The following is a 23,682-nucleotide window of genomic DNA, read 5'->3' as shown; positions in this document are numbered from 1 at the left end:
GAAGGCCAGCAGGTTCGCCACGTGCTGTCCGCGCGCGTCCCGGCCGGCGTCGGGCAGCTCGTAGGCCTTCACCCGGTAGACCCGGCCCTTGTTGGTGAAGAACAGCAGCCAGTGGTGGGTGGTGGACACGAAGAAGTGGTTGACGATGTCGTCTTCCTTGAGCTTCGCGCCGCGCACCCCCTTGCCGCCGCGCTTCTGGGCCCGGTAGTCGTCGGTCTTGGTGCGCTTGATGTAGCCGCCGCGCGTGACCGTGACGACGATGTCCTCCTCGGCGATCAGGTCCTCGATGGACATGTCGCCCTCGTAGGGGATCAGCTTCGTCTTGCGGTCGTCGCCGTACTTCTCGACGATCGCGGCCAGCTCCTGGCTGACGATGCCGCGCTGGCGGACCGGGGAGGCGAGGATCTCGTTGTACTCGTTGATCTTCGCCTGGAGTTCGTCGTGCTCCTGGACGATCTTCTGGCGCTCCAGGGCGGCCAGTCGGCGCAACTGCATCTCGAGGATGGCGTTGGCCTGGATGTCGTCGATCTCCAGGAGGTCCATCAGGCCCCCGCGCGCGATCTCCACGGTGTCACTGCGCCGGATCAGCGCGATGACCTCGTCGATGGCGTCCAGGGCCTTCAGCAGGCCGCGCAGGATGTGCGCCCGCTCCTCGGCCTTGCGCAGCCTGAAACGCGTACGGCGGACGATGACCTCGATCTGGTGCGTCACCCAGTGGCGGATGAACGCGTCCAGGGAGAGCGTGCGCGGCACGCCGTCGACCAGGGCCAGCATGTTGGCGCCGAAGTTGGTCTGCAGGTCGGTGTGCTTGTAGAGGTTGTTCAGGACGACCTTGGCGACCGCGTCCCGCTTCAGCACGATGACCAGGCGCTGACCGGTCCGGGACGACGTCTCGTCGCGGACGTCGGCGATGCCGCCGATCTTGCCGTCCTTCACCAGGTCGGCGATCTTCTGCGCGAGGTTGTCGGGGTTGGTCTGGTAGGGCAGCTCCGTGACCACCAGGCACTGGCGGTTCTGGATCTCCTCGACCTCGACCACCGCGCGCATGGTGATCGAGCCGCGGCCCGTGCGGTACGCCTCCTCGATGCCCTTGCGGCCGACCACCAGGGCGCCGGTCGGGAAGTCGGGGCCCTTGATGCGCTCGATGAGCGCGTCCAGCAGCTCCTCGTGCGAGGACTCGAAGTTCTCCAGGTACCACTGGGCGCCGGCCGCGACCTCGCGCAGGTTGTGCGGCGGGATGTTGGTCGCCATGCCGACCGCGATGCCGGCCGAGCCGTTGATCAGCAGGTTCGGGAAACGGGCCGGCAGGACGGTCGGCTCCTGGGAGCGGCCGTCGTAGTTGTCCGTGAAGTCGACGGTCTCCTCGTCGATGTCACGGACCATCTCCATCGCCAGCGGCGCCATCTTCGACTCGGTGTACCGCATGGCCGCCGCCGGGTCGTTGCCCGGCGAGCCGAAGTTGCCGTTGGAGTCGACGAGCGGCATCCGCATCGACCAGGGCTGGGCGAGGCGCACCAGGGCGTCGTAGATGGAGGTGTCGCCGTGCGGGTGGTAGTTGCCCATGACGTCGCCGACGACGCGGGCGCACTTGTAGAAGCCGCGCTCGGGGCGGTAGCCGCCGTCGTACATGGCGTACAGCACGCGGCGGTGCACGGGCTTGAGGCCGTCACGGACGTCCGGCAGCGCGCGCGAGACGATGACGGACATCGCGTAGTCGAGGTAGGAGCGCTGCATCTCCGTCTCGAGCCCGACGGGCTCGACGCGCATCGCCAGGGCGTCACCCTCGGGCGTCGTCACAGGAGTGTTCTCGTCGGTCATTGCTGGTGAAGGTCCTTCCTGGTGCGGTCAGCTGAGACCGACTCAGATGTCGAGGAAGCGGACGTCCTTGGCGTTGCGCTGGATGAACGCGCGGCGGGCTTCGACGTCCTCGCCCATGAGGACCGAGAACAGGTCGTCGGCCTGGGCGGCGTCGTCCAGGGTGACCTGGCCGAGGACCCGGTGCTCCTGGTCCATCGTGGTGACGCGCAGCTCCTCGGCGTTCATCTCGCCGAGACCCTTGAAGCGCTGGACGGAGTCCTCGCGGATGCGCTTGCCGGCCTGACGGCCCATCTCGATCAGCGCGTCACGCTCACGGTCGGAGTACGCGTACTCGAAGTCGTCCCGGCCCCACTTGATCTTGTAGAGCGGCGGACGGGACAGGTACACGTGTCCGGCCTCGACCAGCGGCCGCATGAAGCGGAACAGGAAGGTCAGCAGCAGGGTGTTGATGTGCTGGCCGTCGACGTCGGCGTCCGCCATCAGAATGATCTTGTGATAGCGGAGCTTCTCGATGTCGAAGTCCTCGTGCACACCCGTGCCGAACGCGGAGATCATCGCCTGGATCTCCTGGTTCTGCAGGATCCGGTCGATGCGCGCCTTCTCGACATTGAGGATCTTGCCGCGGATCGGGAGGATCGCCTGGTACTGCGGGTTGCGGCCGGACTTGGCCGAACCGCCGGCGGAGTCACCCTCGACGATGAAAATCTCGCACTTGGTGGGGTCGTTCGACTGGCAGTCGGACAGCTTGCCCGGCAGCGACGCCGACTCCAGCAGGCCCTTGCGGCGGGTCAGGTCGCGCGCCTTGCGGGCCGCCACCCGCGCGGTGGCCGCCGCGATGCCCTTGCGGATGATGTCCGCGGCCTCGTTGGGGTTGCGGTCCAGCCAGTCGTTGAGGTGCTCGTAGACGACCTTCTGGACGAAGGTCTTCACCTCGGTGTTGCCCAGCTTGGTCTTGGTCTGGCCCTCGAACTGCGGCTCGCTCAGCTTGACCGAGATGATCGCGGTCAGACCCTCGCGGATGTCGTCGCCCGTGAGGTTGTCGTCCTTTTCGCGCAGCAGCTTCTTGTCCCGCGCGTACTTGTTGATGAGCGAGGTGAGCGCCGCGCGGAAGCCCTCTTCGTGCGTACCGCCCTCGTGGGTGTGGATGATGTTGGCGAAGGAGTACACGCCCTCGCTGTAGCCGCCGTTCCACTGCATCGCGAGCTCGAGGGACAGGTTCCTGTCCTTGTCCTCCGCCTCGAGGTCGATCACGGTGGGGTGCACCACTTCCCCCTTGCGGGAGTTGAGGTACTTCACGAAGTCGACGATGCCACCCTCGTAGTGGTACGAGACGCTCTTGACCTCGTACTTCTCGTCCTCGCCCGCCTCGTCCGCCCCGGCCGTGGCCTTCGCCGACTCGCGCTCGTCGGTGAGGTTGATGCGCAGGCCCTTGTTGAGGAACGCCATCTCCTGGAAGCGCCGCGACAGCGTCTCGAAGGAGTAGTCGGTGGTCTCGAAGATGTCCGGGTCGGCCCAGAAGGTGACCGAGGTGCCGTGCTCGTCCGTGGCCTCGTGCTTGGCGAGCGGGGCCGTCGGGACGCCCAACTTGTAGTCCTGCGTCCAGCGGTGGCCGTCGGTCTTGATCTCGACGGACACCCTGGTCGACAGGGCGTTCACGACGGAGACGCCCACGCCGTGCAGACCGCCGGAGACCGCGTAGCCGCCGCCACCGAACTTGCCGCCCGCGTGCAGGACCGTCAGCACGACCTCGACGGCCGGCTTGCCCTCGGAGGGGACGATGCCGACCGGGATGCCACGTCCGTTGTCGACGACCCGCACGCCGCCGTCGGCGAGGATCGTGACGTCGATGGTGTCCGCGTGACCGGCCAGCGCCTCGTCGACCGAGTTGTCGACGACCTCCTGCACCAGGTGGTGCAGTCCTCGCTCACCGGTGGAACCGATGTACATACCGGGTCGCTTGCGGACCGCGTCCAGACCCTCGAGGACGGTGATGGCACTGGCGTCGTACGAGGCGGTGACCTCGTTGCCCGAGGTGCTCGCCGCGCTGTTCACGCCGGTGTCGGTGGACGGGATGTTCTCGTTGGGGTTGCCGGAATCGGCCACGAAGCGCCCTTTCTGGCACAGCACGAGCCGGGCTCGTCGGCAGGTTGCCGGAGCGGCTGCGGCATGTTGCGTTGGTAAGCCTTGATCAGCGTTGCTCAGCTTTTCCCGGGCGGTCCCCACGTGCGGGGCGGGATTGTCTTCCATTCTACCGGTAGCACTGACATCGATGGGGGTTTGCGGGCACCTGAGTCCGCATGTGCCGCCCTCAACCGGTCTCGTCCGACTCCCGATATGCGGATGGGGGCTCCAGGAGCCCCACGAGGGCACTCAGCGCTTCGGGCCGTCAACCCTTGGCTACTTAGGAGTCAGGTGGTGATTCGCAACCGTGTGCGGTGCCACGACGAAACGGGCACCGACGGCGGAACGGCACCACCGAGACCCGTGTTGTGATGTCCATCACGTGTGACCGAAGGGCCCGAAACGGGCGCCGGGTCACCCGTACGTGTCCCCGGGACCCGTGCTTCCAGGAGCGCGCAGGGGCCCGAAGCGACGGGCGGGACCACCGGGGCCGACGACCTTGATCAGCCGCACGGTGCCGTGTCCGAGGTCCTCGTTCAGACGCGCGACCAGAGTCGGCGCGAGCAACCGCAGATTCGTCGCCCACGCCGTGGAGTCACAGCGCACGACCAGCACCCGCTCGTCCTCGTCGTACCGCTCCGGCTCGCAGTGCTTGGCCACGTCCTCCCCGACCATCTCCGGCCAGCGCCCCATCACCCCGCCCACCGCGGCCGGGGCCTCCCAGCCGCGCTCGGCGAGCAACCGGTTGATCGCCGGGCCGAGCGCCATCGGATCACGCCGGTCGGCGCGCGCCCCGGAGCGCAGGCCACCGCGCCGCGCCTGCTTCCGCTGCTGCGCCGCGTCCCCCCGCGCGCGTGCCGCCTCCCTGGCCGCGCGCAACGCCACACGCGCCAGGTCGACACCGGACGGCTCCGGGGCCTTGCCGGCACCGCCCGGAGGCGTGTCCGACCCGCTCATACGCGCTCCACCGCCCCCTCGGCCACGGCGAACCGCGCGCCCGCCAGCACATGGGGCACGTCGTCGTCGACCGCCGCGGTCACCAGAACCTGCTCGCCGGGCGCCACCAGCTCGGCCAGCCGCTCGCGCCGCCGCGCGTCCAGCTCGGCGAAGACGTCGTCGAGCACCAGCACCGGCTCGTTGCCCTCCGCCCGCAGCAGGTCGTACGAGGCCAGCCGCAACGCCAGCGCGTACGACCAGGACTCACCGTGGGAGGCATAGCCCTTGGCGGGCAGCTGGCCCAGCTTGAGCAGCAGATCGTCGCGGTGCGGACCGACCAGGGTGACGCCCCGCTCGATCTCCGGCTTGCGCGCCTCCGCGAGAGCGGCCATCAGCTGCTCGAACAGGTCCTCGCGCGTATGCGCCTCGCCGGGCGCGGACGGCCTGTACTCCAGGGCGACCGGCCCGCCGCCGGGCGCGAGCTGCTCGTACGCCTTGTCGGCCAGCGGCTGGAGCGCGCCGATCAGATCCAGCCGCTGCGCCAGGAGCTCGGCACCCGCACGCGCCAGGTGCTGGTCCCACACGTCGAGCGTGGACAGGTCCAGGGTGCGGCCGCCGTGCCGGCGCGCCAGCGCGGCCGACTTCAGCAGCGTGTTGCGCTGCTTCAGCACCCGGTCGTAGTCGGAGCGGACACCGGCCATGCGCGGGGAGCGCGCGGTGATCAGCTCGTCCAGGAAGCGGCGCCGCTCACCGGGGTCGCCCTTGATCAGGGCCAGGTCCTCGGGCGCGAACAGCACCGTACGGACGATCCCCAGCACGTCCCGGGGCCTGACCTGCGAGGACCTGTTGATACGGGCGCGGTTGGCGCGGCCCGGGTTCAGCTCCAGCTCGATCAGCTGCTGCCGCTCGCCCTGACGCACCTGGGCCCGGACGATCGCGCGGTCGGCACCCATCCGGACCAGCGGGGCGTCGGAGGAGACCCGGTGGCTGCCGAGGGTGGCGAGATAGCCGACCGCCTCGACCAGATTCGTCTTGCCCTGCCCGTTGGGCCCGACGAAGGCCGTCACCCCCGGGTCGAGCGGGACCTCGACCCGGGGATAGGACCGGAAGTCGGCCAGCGACAGATGCGTGACGTGCATGGTCGTTCCGCCGACCTCCCCCGGCGTTGTGGACCGCCGCGCGGTCCTGTGGATACGGGACGTGCCCTGTGGACTACTTCTTCTCGACCGCGTGGCCGCCGAACTGGTTCCGCAGCGCCGCGATCATCTTCATCTGCGGCGAGTCCTCCTGACGCGAGGCGAACCGCGCGAACAGCGAGGCGGTGATCGCCGGCAGCGGGACCGCGTTGTCGATGGCGGCCTCCACGGTCCAGCGTCCCTCACCGGAGTCCTGTGCAAAACCCCGGAGCCCGTCCAGGTGCTCGTCCTCGTCCAGGGCGTTCACCGCGAGGTCGAGCAGCCAGGAGCGGATGACGGTGCCCTCCTGCCAGGAGCGGAACACCTCGCGGACGTCGGTCACCGAGTCGACCTTCTCCAGGAGCTCCCAGCCCTCGGCGTAGGCCTGCATCATGGCGTACTCGATGCCGTTGTGGACCATCTTCGCGAAGTGGCCCGCGCCGACCTTGCCCGCGTGCACCGAACCGAAGTCACCCTCCGGCTTGAGGGCGTCGAACACCGGCTGCACCTTGGCGACGTTCTCCTTGTCGCCGCCGTACATCAGCGCGTAGCCGTTCTCCAGGCCCCAGACGCCGCCCGAGACGCCGCAGTCGACGAAGCCTATGCCCTTGGCCGCCAGCTCGCCGGCGTGCTTCTCGTCGTCCGTCCAGCGGGAGTTGCCGCCGTCCACGACGACGTCACCCGGCTCGAGCAGCTCGGCGAGCTCGTCGATCGTGGACTGGGTCGGCTCACCCGCCGGAACCATCACCCACACCACACGGGGGCCGCTGAGCTTGTCCACAAGCTCCCGCAGGCTGTGGACATCGGCGAGGTCCGGGTTGCGGTCGTATCCGAGGACGGTGTGACCCGCGCGGCGAATCCGCTCGCGCATGTTGCCGCCCATCTTGCCGAGGCCGACGAGACCGAGCTCCATCAGTTGTGATCCTTAGGTATGCGACGTGGCGTGACGGCACGTACGTGCCGGCGTCCGAGCCTAAACCCGGACGCCCGCGCACATCTGTGGGCATACGCGCTCACACGTAGCCCTCACCTGCGGCTTTGCTCGGGACGACGCTGAGCCGCCGAGCCGCACCGGCATGCTGCGATCGTGTGAGGGCAACCCTCACACCCCCGGCAGCCGCTGCAGCCGCTGCGGCGGGTGCGGCGGGTGCGTCTCAGCCGCTGAGCCGCACCGGCATGATCAGGTACTTGTAGGCATCGTCCGCCTCCGCGTCCACCGCCGGACGGCCGCTGAGCAGCGCCGGCTTGGTGGACGTGGTGAAGGACAGCTGGGCCACCGGGGAGTCGATGGCGCTCAGACCGTCCAGCAGGAACGTCGGGTTGAAGGCGATCGAGATGTCGTCGCCCTCCAGCTGGGCGTCGACCCTTTCCACAGCCTGTGCGTCGTCGCTGGAACCGGCCTCCAGGATGAGCACGCCCTGCTCGAAGCTCAGCCGCACCGGGGTGTTGCGCTCGGCGACCAGGGCCACGCGCTTGACGGCCTCCACGAAGGGGGCGGTCTCGATCACGGCGACGCTGTTGAACTCGGTCGGGAACAGCGTGCGGTACTTCGGGAGGTCGCCCTCCAGCAGGCGCGTGGTGGTACGGCGGCCGGCACCCTCGAAGCCGATCAGGCCCTCGCCCGCGCCCGAGCCGGACAGCGCCAGGATCACCTGGTCACCGCTGGTCAGCGCCTTGGCAGTGTCCTGGAGCGTCTTGGCGGGCACCAAGGCGACCGCGGAGACCTCCGGGTTCTCCGGCTTCCACAGGAACTCGCGGACCGCGAAGCGGTAGCGGTCGGTGGAGGCCAGCGTGACGGTGTCGCCCTCGATCTCGATGCGCACGCCGGTGAGCACGGGCAGCGTGTCGTCGCGGCCGGCCGCGATGGCGACCTGCTGCACGGCGGAGGCGAAGACCTCGCCGGGGACCGTGCCCGTCGCGTTCGGCATCTGCGGCAGGGCCGGGTACTCCTCCACAGGCAGTGTGTGGAGGGTGAACCGCGAGGAGCCGCACACCACCGTCGCCCGTACACCGTCTGTGGAAATCTCCACCGGCCGGTTGGGGAGGGCGCGGGAGATGTCGGCCAGCAGACGGCCCGAGACGAGGACCGTGCCCTCCTCCTCGACCTCCGCCTCCACCGACACCCGCGCGGAGACCTCGTAGTCGAAGCTGGACAGGCTCAGCTGGCCGTCCTCGGCCTTCAGGAGCAGGCCGGCGAGGACAGGGGCCGGCGGACGGGCCGGGAGGCTGCGCGCCGCCCAGGCCACTGCCTCCGCGAGTACGTCGCGTTCCACCCGGATCTTCACTGTTGCCGCCTCCTGCTGTTGCCGGCGCTTCTCGCCCTGCCTGGCTTCGTCGTCTGACTCGGTGTCGTCAGCCCCTGGGAGGGGAAGGACACCGGGGACCAGTCTGACGCACCGCACTGACAGTAGGTGCCCCTCGGGGTCAAGTCGTGACGAGTGGCAGCCGGGGCCGAGACAGCGAGTTGTGCACAGGACCCTCTTCGAAACGAATTCCTCGCTCTCTCTAGTTGGGAGTAGTAGTAGGGCCTGTGGATACCGTGGATAACCCTGTTTCCGCAGGTCAGCCTGGATATTTTGTCCACGGGGCCTGTGGGCGGAGGCCGTGGACAACTGGGCGTCTCTGTGGAGAACGGAAAGTTCTGCACATCCCGTACACAGGGAGAGGCGAGTTCTCCCCAGCTCCGTCCCCAGGTTTGCGGGTCTTTCCCACAGGCCCCTGCGGCAGCCCGATGTGACGCCTTTCACTCGCCCCGGTGAAAAGGCGCGTCATGTTGCCGAACAGTGGACAGTCATGTGGAGAACCGGTCGATCACTGGGGACAACGGCCTCCCGCCTGTGGGCTACCCGTGGACAACTCGATGCCCAGGCTGTGGGTCTCCGAGTTGTCCACAGCCTGTGGAGATCGTTCGTCCACGTATCCACAGCCCACTGACCTGGCCCGATGACCTCTCGACAGGCTGCCCTGTGGACAAGATCGGGACAACTTCCCGGTCCCCAGGATGTGGACGGGAAAAAGTCACCGAATCTGTGGAGGAAGGCCGTAACCCGGCTCCGGAATCGAACAGTGCCGGGGGCTCCACGAAGAGGCGAGGTGCCCCGGGACACGAAGAAGGGCGTCCCCGGATCGCTCCGGGGACGCCCTCGACGAAGTCGGCCGGGCCTGTGCGGGCCGTTCAGCCGGCCTTGATGCGGTTGGTGAGCTCGGTGACCTGGTTGTAGATGGAGCGCCGCTCGGCCATCAGATTGCGGATCTTCCGGTCGGCGTGCATCACCGTGGTGTGGTCGCGGCCGCCGAACAGCGCACCGATCTTCGGCAGCGACAGGTCCGTCAGCTCGCGGCACAGGTACATGGCGATCTGCCGGGCCGTCACCAGCTGGCGGCCCCGGGAGCTGCCGCACAGGTCCTCGACCGTGAGGCCGAAGTAGTCGGCCGTGGCGCTCATGATGGCCGTCGAGGTGATCTCCGGCGTCGAGTCGTCACCGCCGGGCATGAGGTCCTTGAGGACGATCTCCGTCAGGCCCAGGTCCACCGGCTGCCGGTTGAGCGAGGCGAACGCCGTCACCCGGATCAGCGCGCCCTCCAGCTCGCGGATGTTCCGCGAGATCCGGGAGGCGATGAACTCCAGCACCTCCGGCGGGGCGTTGAGCTGCTCCTGCACCGCCTTCTTGCGCAGGATCGCGATGCGCGTCTCCAGCTCCGGCGGCTGGACGTCGGTGATCAGACCCCACTCGAAACGGTTCCGCAGCCGGTCCTCCAGCGTGACCAGCTGCTTGGGCGGCCGGTCGCTGGAGAGCACGATCTGCTTGTTGGCGTTGTGGAGCGTGTTGAAGGTGTGGAAGAACTCCTCCTGCGTCGACTCCTTGTCCGCCAGGAACTGGATGTCGTCGACGAGCAGGATGTCCATCTCGCGGTACCGCTTGCGGAAGCTGTCGCCCTTGCCGTCGCGGATGGAGTTGATGAACTCGTTGGTGAACTCCTCCGAGCTCACGTACCGCACGCGCGTGCCGGGATACAGGCTCCGCGCGTAGTGCCCGATCGCGTGCAGCAGGTGGGTCTTGCCGAGCCCGGACTCCCCGTAGATGAACAGCGGGTTGTAGGCCTTCGCCGGCGCCTCGGCGACGGCGACCGCGGCCGCGTGCGCGAAGCGGTTGGACGCGCCGATGACGAACGTGTCGAAGAGGTACTTCGGGTTCAGCCGCGCGGTCGGCTCACCGGGGCCGGCCGCCGGTGCCGGCTGTGCCGCCAGCGGGCCGGGCGCGCCGGTGGTGGGCAGGTTGGGGCCCACGGGGCCGCCGCGGTGGACGTGTCCGGAGCCGGAGGGGGTGTCGGGCAGTTCGCGGCGCATGGCGTCGCGCTGGTCGTAGTCGCCGCGTGACGTCTCGTAGTCGGGGCGCTGCTGGTCGTACGACGGCCGGTCCACGGGCTGCGGACGGTAGTCCTGTACGGGCGGGTTGCCGCTGTAGCCGTCCTGCGGGCCGTAGGCGTCCTGCGGGGGTGTGGCGTACGGGTCCCGCTCCGGGAAGCCGAGGCGCTGCTGCTGCCAGCCGTACTCCTCCTGCGCCGGCCGCGGCCAGGCACCGGGCTCCGGACGCTGGTACTCCGAGGGGTAGGCGGGCCGGGCGGTGGGCAGCTGGTCACCGGAGGGGCCCTGCTGCTGGTCGGTGCGGCGGCGTCCGTATCCCTCGTAGCCGTCGTATCCCTCGTACGGCTCGCGCTCCTGCCGGTCCGGTCGCTCGAGGCGCTCGGGGCGGTCCTGGCGGACAGCCGGGAGCTCGGGTTCCTCGTAGCGCGGCTGGGGACGGGGCGCCGGTGGGGGCGAGGGCTCGCCGGCGGTGTCGTCGACGGTGATCGCGATGCGGATCGGGCGTCCGCACTCGCGGCTCAGGCTCTCGCTGACGACGGGGGCGAGGCGGCCCTCGAGCACGCCCTTCGCGAACTCGTTGGGCACGGCGAGCAGCGCGGTGTCGGCGACGAGTGCCAGCGGCTGGCAGCGCCGGATCCAGTGCTCGTCCTTGACCTCGACCCCCTGTCCGCGGCCCTCTCCGAGGAGCTGCTCCAGTACGCGTGGCCACACTGCGGCAAGATCGGCAGGTACGTCAGCCACAGGGCACGCTCTCTCACAGGTCCTTCGATCGTGTGATGCGAAGGACGGGTCGGGATGTAAATCGGGTGGTGGAGGGTCAAGAGAAGGAATCGTCAAGGGAACGAATCGGAGTCAAGCCACGGTAGTCAGCGCGGCCGGTACGGTTCAAGTTGTTGTCCCCAGGCTGTGGACAAGTGTCTCCCAGTCGTCGCCGGTTTGACCGAATGGCGCAGTCGCGCGTACCGTGACCAGGTCGAGTTGTCGATGGCTGCTGCCGCCTGCCTCCGATGGGCACAGATCACGCAAGGTGATCGGTCAGCGGTGCACTCGGGCGTAACGCGAGCTACTCGTGGGCGCACGGTGACAGCCAGGACGGCACCCCGCAAACACCGAGTCTTTCTGGAGCCCCCGAGTGAGCAAGCGCACCTTCCAGCCGAACAACCGTCGTCGCGCCAAGACCCACGGCTTCCGGCTGCGTATGCGCACCCGTGCCGGCCGCGCGATTCTCGCGTCCCGCCGTAGCAAGGGTCGCGCCCGTCTGTCCGCCTGATCCCGGTCAGGTCATGCCGTCGTGCTGCCCACCGAGAACCGGCTGAGGCGGCGCGAGGACTTCGCGACCGCGGTACGACGAGGGCGCCGGGCAGGAAGCCGGCATCTCGTCGTCCATCTTCGTAGCGGTGCCACGGACCCGCATGCGCCTGGGGAGAGCGCTCCCCCGCCGTGTGCGGGTTTCGTCGTGAGCAAGGCCGTGGGTGGCGCGGTGGTGCGCAACAAGGTGAAGCGCAGGCTTCGCCATCTGATGCGCGAGCGAGTCGACCAGTTGCCCCCCGGTAGCCTGGTAGTCGTACGAGCGCTGCCCGGTGCGGGTGACGCCGACCATGCACAACTGGCCCGAGACCTGGACACCGCCCTGCGGCGGCTACTGGGAGGGGGCGCGCGATGAAGTACCCGCTGCTGGCTCTGATCAAGATCTACCAGTGGACGATCAGTCCGCTGCTGGGGCCGGTGTGCAAGTACTACCCGTCGTGTTCCCACTACGGCTACACGGCCATCGACCGGCACGGTGCCGTCAAGGGCACAGCGCTCACGGCCTGGCGCATCCTCCGGTGCAATCCGTGGTCGCTGGGTGGTGTGGACCACGTCCCTCCGCGCAAGCGTCCGCGGTGGCACGAAATGCTGCGTGACGCCTGGCGTGCACGTAGGGGCGGGACCTCCGCCGCCGAACCGGCCATCGAGGGACGGATCTCTCCCGCAGGTCCGACGAGTCCTTCGAGCCCGGCCGCAGAGACCTCGTCCCATGCCCAAGGAGCATGATTAGTGGACACGATTGCCAGCCTCTTCAGCTTCATCACGACACCTGTCTCCTGGGTCATCGTCCAGTTCCACAAGGTGTACGGCGCCGTCTTCGGCCCTGACACCGGGTGGGCCTGGGGCCTGTCGATCGTGTCCCTGGTGATTCTGATCCGTATCTGCCTGATCCCGCTCTTCGTGAAGCAGATCAAGGCGACGCGCGCGATGCAGACGCTCCAGCCGGAGATGAAGAAGATCCAGGAGCGCTACAAGAACGACCGGCAGCGCCAGTCCGAAGAGATGATGAAGCTGTACAAGGAGACGGGTACCAACCCGCTCTCCTCGTGCCTTCCCATCCTGGCGCAGTCGCCGTTCTTCTTCGCCCTCTACCACGTGCTCAACAGCATCGCGTCGAACGACACCGTCGGTGTGATCAACGATCGGCTGCTGGAGAGCGCGCAGAAGGCCCACATCTTCGGTGCCCCGCTCGCGGCGAAGTTCACGGACAGCTCGGACAAGGTCGAGGCGCTCAACTCCTCGCTGACCGATGTCCGCGTCGTCACGGCCATCATGATCGTCCTGATGTCGCTGTCGCAGTTCTACACGCAGCGCCAGCTGATGACGAAGAACGTCGACACCACGGTGAAGACGCCGTTCATGCAGCAGCAGAAGATGCTGATGTACGTCTTCCCCATCATCTTCGCCGTCTTCGGCATCAACTTCCCGGTCGGTGTCCTCGTCTACTGGCTGACCACCAACGTGTGGACCATGGGCCAGCAGATGTACGTCATCCGCAACAACCCCACGCCGGGTTCCAAGGCACAGGCCGCGTACCTGGAGCGACTCTCCCACCACGTCGCCAAGCACGGCAGGACCCGCAGCCGCGGTGAGCGGGCCATCGTCAAGGCCATCGTCGCGAAGGGCCGGGACCGCAACGAGTACGAGCGCAAGTTCGTCAACGGTCTGAACAAGGCGGGCCTCGCGGCCCAGGCCGACGGCACGGTGATCAAGAGCGAGAACACGGCCGCGGCCCAGGCCGAGGAGGTCGCCGCCGCCAAGCGGCAGCAGCCCAAGCGGCAGACCAAGGCCAAGCGCCAGTCCGGTACGGCCAAGGCGGCCGGTGAGCCCACCTCGCTGACCAAGTCCGAGGAGCCTGAGGACGCCAAGCCCGCCGGCCCTGCCAAGAAGGACAACGCCAAGCCTGCCGGCAGTACCCGCAGCAGGGCCCAGTCCGGGCAGCGCAAGGGTCCGCAGCGGCCCAAGTCCCCGTCCAAGAAGTAAGAAGGAGACCATCCCGTGACGGAAGGCACCACCTCCGCCGCTGCCGAGGGCACAGACACCCTGACCCGCCTGGAGCAGGAGGGCGAGATCGCGGCGGACTATCTGGAGGGTCTGCTCGACATCGCCGACCTCGACGGCGACATCGACATGGACGTCGAGGCCGACCGAGCCTCCGTCTCGATCATCAGCGACACGGACAGCCGTGACCTGCAGAAGCTGGTGGGCCGTGACGGTGAGGTGCTGGAGGCGCTCCAGGAGCTCACGCGTCTGGCCGTGCACCGGGAGACCGGGGACCGCAGCCGTCTCATGCTCGACATCGCCGGCTACCGGTCCAAGAAGCGGACCGAGCTGTCCGAGCTGGGTGCCAAGGCCGCGGCCGAGGCCAAGAGCAGCGGTGAGGCCGTGAAGCTGGACCCGATGACGCCGTTCGAGCGCAAGGTCGTGCACGACGCGGTCAAGGCGGCCGGCCTGCGCAGCGAGTCCGAGGGCGAGGAGCCGCAGCGCTTCGTCGTCGTGCTTCCCGCCTGATCGGTTCTACGTTCCACCGGCCCCGTCTGTTGCGCAGACGGGGCCGAACTTTGTCAGCCTGATAGTTCTGTGGTTCTGGTGTCGGCGCCCGGTGCCGGCACGGTACGGAAGGACGGTCCCCCGTGACGGAGGCAGCGGAGCTTCCCCCCGCGCCCGAGCAAGCACGTGAAGTGTTCGGCGATCGCTTCGAGGACGCGGTCCGGTACGCGGAGCTGCTCGCCGAGGCGGGCGTGCAGCGCGGCTTGATCGGGCCGCGCGAGGTGCCCCGCCTGTGGGAGCGGCATCTGTTGAACTGCGCGGTGCTCTCGGAGGTCGTACCCGAGGGCGTGACGGTGTGCGATGTGGGCTCGGGTGCCGGCCTGCCGGGTATCCCCCTGGCGCTGGTCCGGGAGGACCTCAAGATCACTCTGCTGGAGCCGCTGCTCCGGCGTACCAATTTCCTGACCGAGGTCGTCGAGCTGCTCGGACTGGACCACGTGACGGTCGTGCGTGGCCGGGCCGAGGAGGTCATGGGGAAGCTCCCTCCGGTGCATGTGGTGACCGCTCGTGCCGTGGCCCCGCTCGACCGCCTGGCCACATGGGGCATTCCCCTGCTGCGGCCCTACGGCGAGATGCTGGCGCTCAAGGGCGACACCGCCGAGGAGGAGCTGAAGAGCGCGGCGACGGCACTGAGCAAGCTCGGTGCCGTGGAGACGTCCATCGTGCATGTGGGCGAGGGCGTCGTGGATCCGATGTCCACGGTGGTGCGGGTCGAGGTAGGGGAGAGCCCGGGCGGTGTGCGGTTCGCGGCGAAGCGCGCGAAGGCTGCTCGTACGGGACGGGCTCGGCGCCGCCGTTGAGAGCGAGCGGGGCTGAGCCGACGATTACCGAATCGTCGGAGTACGGTCCGACGGAGCGGGGTCCGTCCTGAGAGCCGGACGTACTCCACACAAGCTGCCGAACCCATGCAGGCCGGAGTGTCGCGGCAGTGCCGCCTCGGCCGCTGTGCATCGTGTTTCACGTGAAACATCGCTCACTGCTGCACGGCATCATCAGTCGGGGCCGCGCTGCGGCCGAACCCCGTGACCGGAAGCCTCTCGGTTCGCTCGGAGAGGCTTCTGTTCCCGACGAGACACCGGCCTCCTCAAGGGGTATGGAGTTGTCCACAGAGGTGGATTTCTCCACAGAAGGTCAGGGCTCACTGGTTCGCGACCCCGAAGGCATGGGAGGCTCTGTTCATAGCGAGCCTGAAGTCGAGGAGAGTGAATCCTTGCGGTCCGACGCCAACATCGCGGGACCGATGACCGATCCGGTCCCCGGTCCCCGTACCGAGTCGACGGGAGCGGATGTTTCACGTGAAACACCGCCTCCGATGGACGACACTCCCATCGGTCGTGCTGCCCAACTGGCGGTGGAGGCTCTGGGGCGAGCCGGTGAGGGCCTGCCACGGCCCGAGCAGACCCGCGTCATCGTGGTCGCCAACCAGAAGGGCGGTGTCGGTAAGACGACGACCACCGTCAATCTTGCCGCGTCGCTCGCTCTGCACGGCAGCCGCGTCCTGGTGATCGACCTTGACCCCCAGGGAAATGCGTCCACGGCCCTGGGCATCGATCACCACGCGGAAGTCCCCTCCATCTACGACGTCTTGGTGGAGAGCAAGCCGCTCGCGGAGGTCGTCCAGCCGGTCCCCGATGTCGAAGGGCTCTTCTGCGCACCCGCCACGATCGATCTCGCCGGCGCGGAGATCGAGCTGGTGTCGTTGGTGGCGCGGGAAAGCCGGCTGCAGCGGGCGATCCAGGCGTATGAGCAGCCGCTGGACTACATCCTCATCGACTGCCCGCCCTCGCTCGGCCTGCTGACGGTCAACGCGATGGTGGCCGGTCGGGAGGTCCTGATCCCGATCCAGTGCGAGTACTACGCGCTGGAAGGGCTGGGGCAGCTGCTGCGCAATGTCGACCTGGTGCGGGGGCACCTCAACCCCGCCCTGCACGTATCGACGATCCTGCTCACCATGTACGACGGCCGGACGCGCCTCGCGTCGCAGGTCGCGGACGAGGTGCGCACCCACTTCGGCGACGAGGTACTACGGACGAGCATCCCCCGCTCCGTCCGTATCTCGGAGGCGCCGAGCTATGGGCAGACGGTGCTGACTTACGATCCTGGATCAAGTGGTGCCCTCTCCTACTTCGAGGCGGCACGAGAGATCGCGCTGAGGGGCGTCGGCGTCAGCTATGACGCATCACAGGCTCACCTCGGCGTACAGCAGAATGATCCGAGCATGGTGGAGGGCGTCCAGTGAGCGAGCGACGGAGAGGGCTGGGCCGTGGTCTCGGCGCACTGATCCCTGCTCCCCCGACAGAGAAGGCGGCGACACCGCCCGCGGTGAGCGGCGCTGCTTCCCCGTCTCCTTCGGTGGTGTCGATGCTGCCGAACGAGCGTGGAGCCACGCTGCCGACTGTTTCACGTGAAACGGAAGAGGCTTCGGTTCACGGCACTGCAGCCGTACCCGCACCTCCCATGGGCGCGTACTTCGCTGAAATCCCTCTCGATGCCATTACGCCGAACCCCCGGCAGCCGCGTGAGGTCTTCGACGAGGATGCGCTGTCCGAGCTCATCACCTCCATCAAGGAGGTCGGTCTCCTCCAGCCGGTCGTCGTACGGCAGGTGGGCCCCGCGAGCTATGAGCTCATCATGGGTGAGCGCCGGTGGCGGGCCTGCCATGAGGCGGGACTCGAGGCGATCCCGGCGATCGTGCGGGCCACGGAGGACGAGAAGCTCCTCCTGGACGCACTGCTGGAGAACCTGCACCGTGCTCAGCTGAACCCGCTGGAAGAGGCCGCCGCCTACGACCAGTTGCTGAAGGACTTCAACTGCACGCACGACCAGCTGGCGGACCGCATCGGCCGATCCCGGCCGCAGGTGTCCAATACGCTGCGTCTGCTGAAGCTGTCCCCGACCGTTCAGCGCAGGGTGGCTGCCGGTGTGCTGTCCGCCGGACACGCACGCGCGCTGCTGTCCGTCGAGGACGCCGAGGAGCAGGACCGGCTGGCCCACCGGATCGTGGCCGAAGGGCTCTCGGTGCGGGCGGTCGAGGAGATCGTGACCCTGATGGGTTCACACCCCGAGAAGGTGCAGCGGTCCAAGGGACCGCGCGCCGGAGCTCTTGTCTCCCCGGCGCTGACGGATCTGGCGACGCGTCTCTCGGATCGCTTCGAGACGCGGGTGAAGGTCGACCTGGGGCAGAAGAAGGGCAAGATCACCGTCGAGTTCGCCTCCATGGAGGACCTCGAGCGCATCCTCGGAACTCTTGCTCCGGGTGAGGGACCCGTTCTGCAGAAGAGCCTGGTGGACGACGAATCCGTGGAGAGCGAGTCCTGACCCCTCGGCGGGTTCGGTTGAGCGGCTGATGGGGTGACCAGAGGTGGGCCGTGTTCCGGTGTGTACCGGAACACGGCCCGCCCTTTGCTTTTTGGCGGTATCGATGGAATCGCTTCATGGATACGATGCGTTCGGACAGGGCGCATCCACCCGGCAGTACCTCTGAGAGCAAGGCAGGGGCCATGCGAATGACGAGCCGCACCGGACTGGTGAGCGCGGGGCTGGGGGTGGGAGCCGTCAGCGGCTTCATCGGTAGCCTGCTCAGGGAACGGAGCGCTCTGACAGCCGCCCGCGAGGCAGCGGGCGAAGGAAGCGAGGAACAGCCTTCATGGGCCGTCGGCTCGTACCGCTCACGCTGGACAACCTTCCGGATCTCCCCCAGCGCTGCCGCTCGTGCGTCTTCTGGGAACTCGACCCCGTCAGCGGCGAGGCAGCGGTAAAGGCGGGCACGTCGGCGGTCGAGAAGGAGTCGTGGATCTCGGCCGTCCTCCTGGACTGGGGATCCTGCGGAAGGATCGTCTACGTCGATGACGTCCCCGTGGGCTTCGTGCTCTACGCTCCACCCGCCTATGTGCCACGCTCCGCGGCATTTCCCACCAGCCCCGTGTCGCCCGATGCGGTGCAGTTGATGACCGCGTTCATCATGCCGGGGTATCAGGGGCAAGGGCTGGGCCGGGTGATGGTGCAGACGGTGGCCAAGGACTTGCTGCGCCGGGGCTTCAAAGCGATCGAGGCGTTCGGCGACGCCCGCTGGAAAGAACCGGCCTGTGTCCTGCCCGCCGACCATCTGCTGGCCGTGGGTTTCAAGACGGTTCGACAGCACCCCACCTATCCTCGGCTGAGACTGGAGCTGAGGACGACGCTCTCCTGGAGGGAAGACGTCGAGATGGCGCTGGACCGGCTGCTCGGAGCGGTGCAGAAGGAGCCGGCGCTGCGGCCTCTCTGATGGTCCTCATACGAATGGGCCGACCCAGGTGGGTCGGCCCATTCGTGTTTCACGTGAAACACGCGCCGCCGGTGAGGCGGTCGGTCATCCCTTGGTGACGGTGATGAACTCCTCGAGGTCGCGGACGATCGCGGCCTTCGGCTTGGCGCCGACGATGGTCTTGGCGACCTCGCCATCCTGGTAGACGTTCAGGGTCGGGATGGACATGACGCCGTACTTGGCGGCCGTGGCCGGGTTCTCGTCGATGTTCAGTTTGACGATCTCGATCTTGTCCCCGTACTCGGAGGCGATCGCCTCGAGGGACGGAGCGATCTGACGGCACGGACCGCACCAGGCGGCCCAGAAGTCCACCAGGACGGGCTTGTCGCTCTTGAGGACGTCCTGCTCGAAGGAGTCGTCGGTCACGTTCTTCAGGGTGCCGGCCACAGCGGGCTCCTTAACTGGTTGGTGCGTGGGGCGGGTGGGGGTCAGACAGCGGTCTTCTCGGGCTCGGCCTTCTCCTCGTCCGCGAGAGCGGCGAGGAAGCGCTCGGCGTCGAGGGCGGCGGAACAGCCCGTACCGGCCGCGGTGATCGCCTGGCGGTAGGTGTGGTCGACCACGTCACCGGCACCGAAGACACCGGTGAGGTTCGTGCGCGTCGAGGGCGCCTCGACCTTCAGGTAACCCTCCTCGTCCAGCTCCAGCTGGCCCTTGAAGAGCTCGGTGCGCGGGTCGTGGCCGATCGCGATGAACAGGCCGGTCACCGCCAGGTCGGAGAGTTCGCCGGTCTTGACGTTGCGCAGCTTCAGACCCGAGAGCTTCTGGTCGCCCTGGACCTCGGCGACCTCGCTGTCCCAGACGAACGAGATCTTCGGGTCGGCGAAGGCACGCTCCTGCATCGCCTTGGAGGCGCGCAGGGTGTCACGGCGGTGGACGATCGTCACGGACTTGGCGAAGCGGGAGAGGAAGGTGGCCTCCTCCATCGCGGTATCGCCCCCGCCGATCACGGCGATGTCATGGTCCTTGAAGAAGAACCCGTCACAGGTGGCACACCACGAGACACCGCGGCCGGAGAGGGCGTCCTCGTTGGGCAGGCCGAGCTTGCGGTGCTGCGAGCCGGTGGTGACGATGACGGCCTTCGCCTTGTGGACCGTGCCGGCGGTGTCCGTGACGGTCTTGATCTCACCAGTCAGATCGACGGCGACCACGTCGTCCGGGACGAGCTCGGCACCGAAGCGCTCCGCCTGGGCCCGCATGTTGTCCATGAGCTCGGGGCCCATGATGCCGTCCTGGAAGCCGGGGAAGTTCTCGACTTCGGTGGTGTTCATCAGCGCGCCGCCGGCGGTGACAGCGCCCTCGAACACGAGGGGCTTCAACGACGCACGGGCGGTGTAGAGCGCCGCCGTGTAGCCGGCGGGCCCCGAGCCGATGATGATCACGTTACGGACGTCGCTCACGGCTTGATTCCTCGTCTCTGGACTGCGTCGGTCGACCGGGGGAGCTTCTTTCGGAACTCTCCTCCCGTCCAACGGATCCTAAGGGGCGCGCATTCCCGCCGTGCCCGGGCACACGGGCACGGCCCGCTTCCGGCAGGGAGAAGCGCACGCCGTACGGGATACCACTCAGGAGGAAGACGAAGCGCCGGTCGTCAGGCGCGCGTGCGGACGGGTTTCAGGAGCGTGGGTGTCGGTCGTCAGGAGCGCGTGTAGGAGTGCTTCAGCAGAACCTTCGCCGTGGCGGCCGCGGACGGGTTGTCCACACAGGTCGCCTCGACGACGTACGCGGTCACACGGGTGTCGTCCGAGGCGTCGGGAAGCACGACGAGCATCGCTTCCTTCCCCTTGTACGTGCCCTTCTTGGTGGCGAGTGCGGTGTCGTTGCGGCCGATGCCGTCACTGACGCACTTCGGCACCACGGAATCCTTGAGGACCCGGGGACTGACGGCGTCGGACTCCGACTGCGACCCGAAGGTGTGCGCGGTGCTCGAGCCCTTCATCTCTCCTTGGCTCTGTGCGAGGAGATCGGTGACCTGCTTCTCCAGCTTCCCCTCGGAGAAGGTGTCCGAGGCGGCCGTCCGGGGCCCCTCGTCCTGACCGGTGCCGTCGTCCATGGAGGACAGCACCGCCGACCCGAGTCCCAGAGCGGCGACCGTGAAGACGGTCCCCAGGACGGCGATCCGGCGGCGCCCGCCGCGCAGGCGGCCCTTGCGTCCCGGTCCGGTCGTGGTGGAGCGGGGGCGCCCGGCCGGCCGGTCCTGGGACGTCGATGTTTCACGTGAAACATGCGCGGTCTCGTCGTCGGAGGCGTCGGGTTCCCCGGCAGCCTCGGGCTCCGGTGCCGTGGCGTGCAGCAGGGCTTCCGCGGCCAGTGCGGCGTCGATGCGGCCCGCCACCTCGGCGGGCATACGGGGCGGGCCCGGCGCCGTGCCGAGCAGGTCACGGATCTCCTCGAGCGAGGCATGGACGTCCGCGCAGAGCGCACACTCGTCCAGATGCCGGCGCACGTCGGCGCTCCGGGCGGACGGGAGGAGCCCTTCGGTCAGGTCGGAGATCTCCGCGACGTCCGGGTGCTCGGCCATGTCTGTCGTCGACGTCACGCTCGCCCACCTCCGCCCTTCACTGCAGCCGGGTCGTTCGATCCTGGGTCCGGCGGATCCGCTTGCCGCGGGTCCGCTGCGGATGGGACGGGCGTCCCCTGCGTCCGGTTCCGTCCCTCACCCTGTTTCTTGCTCTCACCGGGGCCGTCCGGCCGTAGATGAGCGAGCAGGGGCAGGAGTCTGGCTCTGCCCCGTGCACAGCGGCTCTTCACCGTGCCGGTGGGTACATCGAGGACGCGGGCGGCTTCGGCGACCGGATAGCCCTGCATGTCCACGAGGACGAGCGCGGCCCGCTGATCGGGCGGGAGGGTGCCCATGGCTTCGATGAGCTGGCGGTGCAGATCGTTGCGCTCCGCGGGCGCGGAGGCGGACTCGTGGGGTTCGAGCAACTGCTCCAGACGTTCCGTGTCGTCGACCGGAGCGGTCTTGCGGGAGGCCGCCTTGCGGGCGCGGTCGAGGCAGGCGTTCACCGTGATCCGGTGCAGCCATGTCGTGACGGCCGACTGGCCGCGGAAGGTGTGGGCGGCCCGGTAGGCGGAGACGAGGGCGTCCTGGACGGCGTCAGCGGCCTCCTCGCGGTCACCGAGCGTCCGGAGGGCCACGGCCCACAGCCGGTCACGGTGCCGGCGTACGAGCTCACCGAAGGCCTCGGGGTCGCCCTCCACATGGCGGGCGAGGAGGTCCTGATCACTGACGTTGCCGTAGGTGCTGTCGTCTGCCATCGGACCCCCTCCCCTGGGATGCGGCGAGCTGTCAGCCGAGGATTTCGATATCGGTGATGGCCTGCTTGTAGCCGGGCTGGCTGTAGTTGACGGAATCCTGGCCGGAGTACGGCATCGCGGTCAGCCACACCAACACGTAGCGGCTCTTCACCGGCTTGTCGACCGTCACCTTCGCGGAAGTGCTGCTCGTCGTCGCCTCGCCCAGCTCCTTCATCGAGCTCAGGGGTGTGGACGAGTCCAGCGAGTCGGTGGCGTACAGCTTGACGGTGGTGTGATCACCGCCGTACCGCAGGGAGAGCGTCGCGGCCGACACCTCCTGGTCGGAGCCGAGGTCGTAGACGATGCCGACTCCGGGCTTGATCACTATTTTCGGACCGTCCCTGTAGCTGTTGGTCCGCCACCCCGTCGATGTGCTGTCGTCGTACGTCAGGTTCACGTCTTCCGGATGCTGGGCGTCTCCCTCGGCCACGTACTCCTGGGCGCCCTCGATGCCGAGCGGCTTGGCCGGCTTGGGATTGTCGTCGCTCTTGTCGTCGCCGTCCGTCGTCTGTGTCTGGTTGGTGTCGTCGGACTGTTTGTCCTGCTCCAGGAGCGCGTCCGCGAGCTGCCAGCTGCCCAGGCCCAGCGCGGCGATCAGCAGGGCCGAGACGGCCCACTTCAGCGCCTTGCCCGTGCGGCTCTGCAACGGGGGAGGCGGAGCCGGCACCGGCTGGGTGACGCCGGGGTGCGGTGCCGACCGGCCGTAGGTGCCCTGCTGATAGGTGGTGCGCTGGTACTCGGGCGGGGTCGTGAACGCGGGCTCCGGCGGGCGGATGCGGGGCATCTCGCCGATCGCCTTCACCAGTTCCTCGGGCGTGGTGCACGCCGACTCGTGGCGCGAGGCCGTGGCGCCGTCGTTGGCCAGCGCGCGCATGGCCAGCTCGGACAGCCCGCGGTGGACACCGGCGCGCACCTGGTCGGGCGGGATCAGCCCGATGTCCTTCGGTAGACCGGACATGCCATAGGCGTCGTTCTCGTACGGCCAGCGCTGGGTGAGCGCCGCGTAGAGCAGGGCGCCGATGGACTCGGTGTCGGTGCGCTGCGGGGTGTCGGAGCTGATGCCGCGCAGCGCCGCGTTCACCGCGAGGCCGCGGATGCGCCACTGGCCGGTCGAGGTGCGCAGGACCGCGTTGGGGTTCAGCCGCAGGTGGGCGAGGCCCTCGCGGTGGGCCGCGGCCATGGCGGCGGAGACCTGACTGACCATCTGGTAGGCGTCGTACACCTCCAGCGGGCCGGCCGCCAGGAGCGTCGTCAGTTCGGTGGCGTCGGGGAGCCACTCGTGCACGACGTAGACGACGTCGTTCTCCTCGACGGCGTCCAGGACCTGGACGAAGCGCGGATCGCCCAGCAGGGCGGAGGAGCGGGCCGCGGCCAGGACCGACCGGGCGCGCGCGTGATCCGCGGGCAGGATGTGCACGCCGACGGCACGGCGGAGCTTCTCGTCCACGGCACGCCAACTGCTGAACCCGTCCAGACGGGTGACGCACTCCTCGAGGCGATAGCGCCTGGCGAGCTTGTGACCGCTGTGCAGTTCGGGTGGCGAGGTCATCGCGGAACCGTCGGCCCCGGTGCTCTCCTGTGCCTCGTCGTTGTCCGTGTCCCGCTCCCGGTTCTGGGCCACCCCGTCGGCCGTGGACTGGTCCGCCTGTGCGGTCAGCGGCTGCTCACCGCTGTTGTCTGCCACGTCGACGGCAGCTGTGCTCCGTTCGGCCACCGTCGTTCCCTGCCTCCCCATCCCATGCGCGTCGGCCGGCGTCCGTCGCGCGCCGTTCGACGCCGAGACCAATTGTGCCCACAGTCCGCCGCTA

General features: G+C 68.4%; 21 protein-coding genes. 9 read left to right on the top strand and 12 right to left on the bottom strand.

Translation table 11 applies throughout. The features are described 5' to 3' along the window. The 7 genes from gyrA to dnaA form a co-directional block, all read right to left on the bottom strand. The coding region (gyrA, locus tag KUM38_RS19840) for a DNA gyrase subunit A (protein WP_217130741.1) at positions 1 to 1,818 on the bottom strand (1,818 nt) is incomplete at its 3' end. 42 nt (positions 1,819 to 1,860) lie between these two features. After that, a complete protein-coding gene (gene gyrB / locus KUM38_RS19835; protein ID WP_217130740.1) occupies positions 1,861 to 3,921 on the bottom strand; it encodes a DNA topoisomerase (ATP-hydrolyzing) subunit B in 2,061 nt (686 codons plus the stop codon). A gap of 432 nt (positions 3,922 to 4,353) precedes the next feature. Next, a complete protein-coding gene (locus KUM38_RS19830) occupies positions 4,354 to 4,896 on the bottom strand; it encodes a DUF721 domain-containing protein (protein ID WP_217130739.1) in 543 nt (180 codons plus the stop codon). Then, entirely contained in the window at positions 4,893 to 6,014 is a 1,122-nt protein-coding gene (gene recF / locus KUM38_RS19825) for a DNA replication/repair protein RecF (RefSeq protein ID WP_217130738.1), read from the bottom strand. The genes KUM38_RS19830 and recF overlap by 4 nt, the downstream gene beginning before the upstream one ends. 73 nt (positions 6,015 to 6,087) lie before the next feature. Beyond that, entirely contained in the window at positions 6,088 to 6,963 is an 876-nt protein-coding gene (gene gnd, locus KUM38_RS19820; RefSeq protein WP_217130737.1) for a phosphogluconate dehydrogenase (NAD(+)-dependent, decarboxylating), read from the bottom strand. Between the two features lie 241 nt (positions 6,964 to 7,204). Continuing rightward, on the bottom strand, positions 7,205 to 8,335 hold the full coding sequence (dnaN, locus tag KUM38_RS19815; RefSeq protein ID WP_030857039.1) for a DNA polymerase III subunit beta: 1,131 nt from the start codon (positions 8,333 to 8,335) through the stop codon (positions 7,205 to 7,207). A gap of 890 nt (positions 8,336 to 9,225) precedes the next feature. After that, positions 9,226 to 11,157 (bottom strand): chromosomal replication initiator protein DnaA, encoded by a 1,932-nt coding sequence (gene dnaA, locus KUM38_RS19810; RefSeq protein ID WP_217130736.1) that lies wholly within the window; start codon positions 11,155 to 11,157, stop codon positions 9,226 to 9,228. 391 nt (positions 11,158 to 11,548) lie between these two features. On the opposite strand from dnaA, the gene rpmH reads away from it, so the two are divergent. From rpmH to KUM38_RS19765, 9 genes are all read left to right on the top strand, one after another. Continuing rightward, a complete protein-coding gene (rpmH, locus tag KUM38_RS19805; protein WP_003956500.1) occupies positions 11,549 to 11,686 on the top strand; it encodes a 50S ribosomal protein L34 in 138 nt (45 codons plus the stop codon). 21 nt (positions 11,687 to 11,707) lie between these two features. Continuing rightward, complete coding sequence (gene rnpA / locus KUM38_RS19800) at positions 11,708 to 12,079, top strand: ribonuclease P protein component (RefSeq protein ID WP_217130735.1); 372 nt, start codon at positions 11,708 to 11,710, stop codon at positions 12,077 to 12,079. Continuing rightward, positions 12,076 to 12,450, top strand: coding sequence for a membrane protein insertion efficiency factor YidD (gene yidD / locus KUM38_RS19795; protein ID WP_217130734.1), 375 nt, complete (start codon positions 12,076 to 12,078; stop codon positions 12,448 to 12,450). The genes rnpA and yidD overlap by 4 nt, the downstream gene beginning before the upstream one ends. A 3-nt stretch (positions 12,451 to 12,453) precedes the next feature. After that, a complete protein-coding gene (yidC, locus tag KUM38_RS19790) occupies positions 12,454 to 13,707 on the top strand; it encodes a membrane protein insertase YidC (RefSeq protein WP_217130733.1) in 1,254 nt (417 codons plus the stop codon). A gap of 15 nt (positions 13,708 to 13,722) precedes the next feature. Further along, positions 13,723 to 14,235, top strand: coding sequence for a R3H domain-containing nucleic acid-binding protein (locus KUM38_RS19785; protein ID WP_217130732.1), 513 nt, complete (start codon positions 13,723 to 13,725; stop codon positions 14,233 to 14,235). Positions 14,236 to 14,357: 122 nt separating this feature from the next. Next, complete coding sequence (gene rsmG / locus KUM38_RS19780; protein WP_217130731.1) at positions 14,358 to 15,074, top strand: 16S rRNA (guanine(527)-N(7))-methyltransferase RsmG; 717 nt, start codon at positions 14,358 to 14,360, stop codon at positions 15,072 to 15,074. A gap of 362 nt (positions 15,075 to 15,436) precedes the next feature. Beyond that, the gene (locus KUM38_RS19775) at positions 15,437 to 16,513 is read left to right on the top strand and encodes a ParA family protein (protein WP_217130743.1); all 1,077 of its coding nucleotides are present in this window, start codon (positions 15,437 to 15,439) and stop codon (positions 16,511 to 16,513) included. After that, complete coding sequence (locus KUM38_RS19770) at positions 16,510 to 17,592, top strand: ParB/RepB/Spo0J family partition protein (RefSeq protein WP_217130730.1); 1,083 nt, start codon at positions 16,510 to 16,512, stop codon at positions 17,590 to 17,592. Before KUM38_RS19775 ends, KUM38_RS19770 begins: the two co-directional genes overlap by 4 nt. Positions 17,593 to 17,920: 328 nt before the next feature. Next, a complete protein-coding gene (locus tag KUM38_RS19765; protein WP_217130729.1) occupies positions 17,921 to 18,538 on the top strand; it encodes a GNAT family N-acetyltransferase in 618 nt (205 codons plus the stop codon). Between the two features lie 84 nt (positions 18,539 to 18,622). Here KUM38_RS19765 and trxA read toward each other — a convergent pair whose 3' ends face one another. From trxA to KUM38_RS19740, 5 genes are all read right to left on the bottom strand, one after another. Further along, positions 18,623 to 18,964, bottom strand: coding sequence for a thioredoxin (trxA, locus tag KUM38_RS19760; protein ID WP_217130728.1), 342 nt, complete (start codon positions 18,962 to 18,964; stop codon positions 18,623 to 18,625). 41 nt (positions 18,965 to 19,005) lie between these two features. Then, positions 19,006 to 19,974, bottom strand: a complete 969-nt coding sequence (gene trxB, locus KUM38_RS19755) for a thioredoxin-disulfide reductase (protein ID WP_217130727.1) — start codon at positions 19,972 to 19,974, stop codon at positions 19,006 to 19,008. Positions 19,975 to 20,210: 236 nt separating this feature from the next. Beyond that, a complete protein-coding gene (locus tag KUM38_RS19750) occupies positions 20,211 to 21,113 on the bottom strand; it encodes an anti-sigma factor (RefSeq protein ID WP_217130726.1) in 903 nt (300 codons plus the stop codon). Then, positions 21,110 to 21,835 carry an RNA polymerase sigma factor SigM gene (sigM, locus tag KUM38_RS19745; RefSeq protein ID WP_217130725.1) on the bottom strand — a complete coding sequence of 242 codons (726 nt, stop codon included), beginning with the start codon at positions 21,833 to 21,835 and terminating at the stop codon, positions 21,110 to 21,112. Before sigM ends, KUM38_RS19750 begins: the two co-directional genes overlap by 4 nt. A 31-nt stretch (positions 21,836 to 21,866) precedes the next feature. Further along, entirely contained in the window at positions 21,867 to 23,588 is a 1,722-nt protein-coding gene (locus KUM38_RS19740) for a protein kinase family protein (protein WP_217130724.1), read from the bottom strand. Between the last annotated feature and the right edge of the window lie 94 nt (positions 23,589 to 23,682).

This window comes from Streptomyces sp. AC558_RSS880 (assembly GCF_019049255.1).
Lineage (GTDB): Bacteria > Actinomycetota > Actinomycetes > Streptomycetales > Streptomycetaceae > Streptomyces.
The sequence above is the reverse complement of the archived record's forward strand: the minus strand, read 5'-3'. Positions and strand labels throughout refer to the sequence as shown.

Coding starts and splice junctions, on each gene's coding strand:
- KUM38_RS19775 (WP_217130743.1), top strand. CDS start 15,437: ATGGGAGGCTCTGTTCATAGCGAGCCTGAAGTCGAGGAGAGTGAATCC.
- sigM (WP_217130725.1), bottom strand. CDS start 21,835: ATGGCAGACGACAGCACCTACGGCAACGTCAGTGATCAGGACCTCCTC.
- gnd (WP_217130737.1), bottom strand. CDS start 6,963: ATGGAGCTCGGTCTCGTCGGCCTCGGCAAGATGGGCGGCAACATGCGC.
- KUM38_RS19765 (WP_217130729.1), top strand. CDS start 17,921: ATGGGCCGTCGGCTCGTACCGCTCACGCTGGACAACCTTCCGGATCTC.
- recF (WP_217130738.1), bottom strand. CDS start 6,014: ATGCACGTCACGCATCTGTCGCTGGCCGACTTCCGGTCCTATCCCCGG.
- yidD (WP_217130734.1), top strand. CDS start 12,076: ATGAAGTACCCGCTGCTGGCTCTGATCAAGATCTACCAGTGGACGATC.
- KUM38_RS19830 (WP_217130739.1), bottom strand. CDS start 4,896: ATGAGCGGGTCGGACACGCCTCCGGGCGGTGCCGGCAAGGCCCCGGAG.